The sequence below is a fragment of the Mesobacillus sp. genome (assembly GCF_049588175.1).
In the GTDB taxonomy this organism is placed as follows: domain Bacteria; phylum Bacillota; class Bacilli; order Bacillales; family Cytobacillaceae; genus Mesobacillus.
Genome location: NZ_JBAVFI010000607.1, coordinates 1 through 3,640, shown reverse-complemented (window position 1 = coordinate 3,640; position 3,640 = coordinate 1). Strand labels below are relative to the sequence as shown.

At 39.0% G+C, this 3,640-nt stretch carries 2 protein-coding genes; both read right to left on the bottom strand.

The features are described 5' to 3' along the window. Positions 1-168: 168 nt before the first annotated feature. Entirely contained in the window at positions 169-1,380 is a 1,212-nt protein-coding gene (gene megL / locus WB217_RS14705; protein ID WP_423993986.1) for a methionine gamma-lyase, read from the bottom strand. Positions 1,381-1,488: 108 nt separating this feature from the next. Continuing rightward, the gene (locus WB217_RS14700; protein WP_423993985.1) at positions 1,489-3,384 is read right to left on the bottom strand and encodes a diguanylate cyclase; all 1,896 of its coding nucleotides are present in this window, start codon (positions 3,382-3,384) and stop codon (positions 1,489-1,491) included. Positions 3,385-3,640: the final 256 nt, after the last annotated feature.

Sequence of the window (3,640 nt, the reverse complement as noted above, 5' to 3'; positions counted from 1 at the left end):
AATTAGATCAGCAAAAACTGGAAGAATTTGTTGAAGTATTGGTGCAGTATATTTAGGTTTTTAAAAGTTAATAACAGCGAACATAAAAAAGCAGTTATCGATGAAAGATAACTGCTTTTATTAGTTTTCCTACTATGGTAAAACATAACCTTTTCGAAAACTGCTCGTTTAGATTGACCCGCTTTCTTGCCTGCTTTCTTTTCTTACTGCCTCAAAAGCTGCTTCAAGATCATCTCTTAGATCTTCCCAGGCTTCCAGTCCGACAGAAAGCCTCAGCATATTGTCCTTAATACCCATTTTTTCTCTTGCTTCCTTTGGTACAACAGCATGCGTCATTGTTGCAGGGTGCTGGATTAAAGTCTCTGCATCACCGAGACTGACGGCGATTTTAATAAGCTTTAGTTTGTTCATAAATAACTGGGCAGCTTTTTTGTCTCCTTTAATGTTAAAAGAGATCAGTCCCCCTGGCTTACGCATTTGTTTTTTTGCAATCATGTAATCAGGGTGATTCGGATCACCTGGGAAAATGATTTCCTCTACAGCTGGATGATCGGACAGATATGCAGCAAGTTTTTCTGCATTATCACAATGGCGGTCCATCCTTACAGGAAGTGTTTTCAATCCCCGAAGAAGCAGCCATGCGTCAAAGGGGGACATAACTCCGCCAATATCTTTTTGTGTTGTCATAGCAATCTTGGACATAATTTCTTTAGGTCCGACTGCTATTCCTGCTATCACGTCTCCGTGGCCGCAAATATACTTAGTCGCACTGTGAATGACAAAATCGCACCCAAGTTCAAGTGGATTTTGCAGATAAGGTGAACTAAAAGTATTATCAACCACAACCGGTATTCCTTTTTCTTTCGCAACCTCCGCAACCATTTCCAAGTCAACCAGTCTCATTGTCGGGTTGATTGGCGTTTCAATATAGATGCATGCTGTCTCGGGAGTTATAGCAGCCAACACTTCTTCTCTAGTCGACATCATCGAGAAATCATGGTTTATATCATATTTTTCTTTCATGAGCTGCAGGAGCCCAAATGTACATCCGTAGACGCCCTGCGAACAAAGAATATGGTCGCCAGTCCTTGTTAACGAAATTAATATTGCCGAAACGGCTGCCATACCCGATGCAAAAGCAAGGGCTTTCTCTCCTTTTTCAATCGCGGCCATTCTTTCTTCAAGCATAGCGACGGTTGGATTGCCAAGGCGAGAATAAATAAAACCATCTTCTTCTCCCGCAAATCGTCTTTCTCCCTGTTCAGCAGTGTCAAAGGTAAATGTACTGGTCTGAAATAGAGGCGGAGCAAGGCTTCCCCTAAATTCATCGGATTTATAACCTGAATGGATTACTTCTGTTTCGAATCGTTTCTCTCCCATACTAATCCTCCTGTATTCTTTGTAACCGCTTACAAACCCCATTAACAGAATATGATATTTATCCAAATTATGAAAGTAATTTATCTTCGATTGAAAAAGAAAAAGCACTCACTCCTGAGTGCTTATGAAATCAAACAGATTTTCTTTTTGGACAACCACTTTGTTTTTACCGGAGTCTTTTGCAAAATAGAGTGCCTGATCAGCTCTTTTAAACAGCGTTTTAGTCGTGTCTGCCTGGCCCTTGATCCATGCAGAAACTCCACATGAGATTGTAACGTTTGGCTGTGTATGTTTTTCAACCTTATCGACAAGCCTGTTTGCAATCATGACTCCAATTTCAAGCGGCGCTCCCGGTAAATAAATCGCGAGTTCTTCTCCGCCCCATCTTGCCCCAATATCAGTTCCGCGTATATTTTTAGCAATTTGCCGAGCAAGCTGAATGAGTACATCGTCCCCGACCTGATGCCCATATTTATCATTAACCCCTTTGAAATTATCAATATCAATTAAGATAAAAGTGCCCTGGGAATCCTCAAGCATCGACAATTTCATTTTCTCATCCAAATATTTTCTTGAGTACAGCCTGGTCAAATGGTCAGTAACGACCATTTTTTCCAGTTCTTCACGCAGAATGGAATTGGTAAATGCAAGTGTTGAATGATGAATCAGTGATTGCAGCAATTTAAAAGTTTCAAAGGCAAAGTGATAAGGCTCTTCATGCAGAACGATTGCAAATCCTTTCAAATCACCGCTTTGAATCATTGGAACGCCCATTATTGATTTAAAATATATGGATGAAATCTCATCCTCCGAACCATAATCTCCAATAAACAAGGGCTCCATTTCCTTTTGAATCCGCCTGCCGACATCAGAGATATATTTTGAGGAATGTTTTGAAAAGAAAAAACTGGTGCTTCCCTGAAGAACAGAGTAATCATCACTTTCTGAATCGATCATGATGAAACCAACTTCTTGTGCTTTAAAGGATTTTACTATTTGCCCACAAATAAATTTCATCGTATCAGTCAGGCGCAAGCTTGTATTAAGCTGATGGGAAGTTTCATTAATCAATTGCAAATCCGCTATCAATTTTCTTGATTGCTCATAAAGTTTGGCATTCTCAAGGGCGCTTCCCGCAGTGTTGGCCAATAATTTAATAAATTCAACCTCATTTTGTGGAAAAACCAGTGAATCAGGGGCAATTACCTGAAGTACCCCGTACACGCCCTGCTTTCCCTTTAAAGGGGCGTACATAATTGAATTTCGATCAGCGAGAGAATCTTCAAACTGGATTTGTCCACTTACATAAGATTGCATTGCAGTCAGGTTCTCGCTATCATATTCTAAATCCTTTACTGGCAAGCCTTCATATCCTTTATGGTCATGTGATAGCAGTAAATAATAGATGAAGGTAGGGTATACTTCCTTCAAAGTAGAAATGATTTCTCCTAAAACGGCGTCCATATCCATCGTTGAATGGAATTTTTCTGTGACACGGAACAATTGCTTATAGCGTTTTTCCTCGGCCATCGTATCGGCAAGGCTGCTGATTTTATCAACAAAGGAGCCACATTCACTCGTTGCCTGCTCTAAAAAATTGTCCGATGCACTTATTTGCGAACTGCCATTCATTTGCAGAGCAATCATACCTTCTAATTTTCCTGCTTTATCCAGAAGCATCAGCAAATCATATTTTTCAAAGCCAGGAATAGATGGATTCTTAATAAAGGAGCGCTGGCAAGCCTCATGCTGAACCGTTACAATATCAGGACTGATAATTGCCTCTTTTCCGCGTATTCTTGTCGTCGCTTCTAAAATCAAATCCTGCTTCCATTCATCAAAACGATAAAAATCCACTTCATCTGCATTCATAAAAGGTTTCAGGATCGCAAGCATTTGTGAAAGAAGTTCTGTAAAGGAAAATGAGTCACTGCTGCCGCAGATCAATTCAAAGAAACTGATTTTTAACTTCAATAATAATTCACGTTCTAATGTTTCTTCCATATGTATCACCTGTTTTTCAATCGCATCAGCCAGCGATTTGGATGTGACTCTTAATTTGTAAATAATAGATTGGAATCCTCGAATCAAGTCCTTTAAAGACCAATCGTTAATTAATATTATCTCATGTCAAATTGTATTAGTTTAGGTGAATATCCAATTTTTAGAAATATAAAACAATTACTATTAATTATATCATATACATAGTAAAATAGTATGATTTAAAAGGATATTCTTTCAGTTTCATTTCATCTTTTTT

What these genes read in the sequence shown, in the direction of transcription:
- megL (WP_423993986.1), bottom strand. Translation starts at nt 1,380, where the DNA reads ATGGGAGAGAAACGATTCGAAACAGAAGTAATCCATTCAGGTTATAAA.
- WB217_RS14700 (WP_423993985.1), bottom strand. Translation starts at nt 3,384, where the DNA reads ATGGAAGAAACATTAGAACGTGAATTATTATTGAAGTTAAAAATCAGT.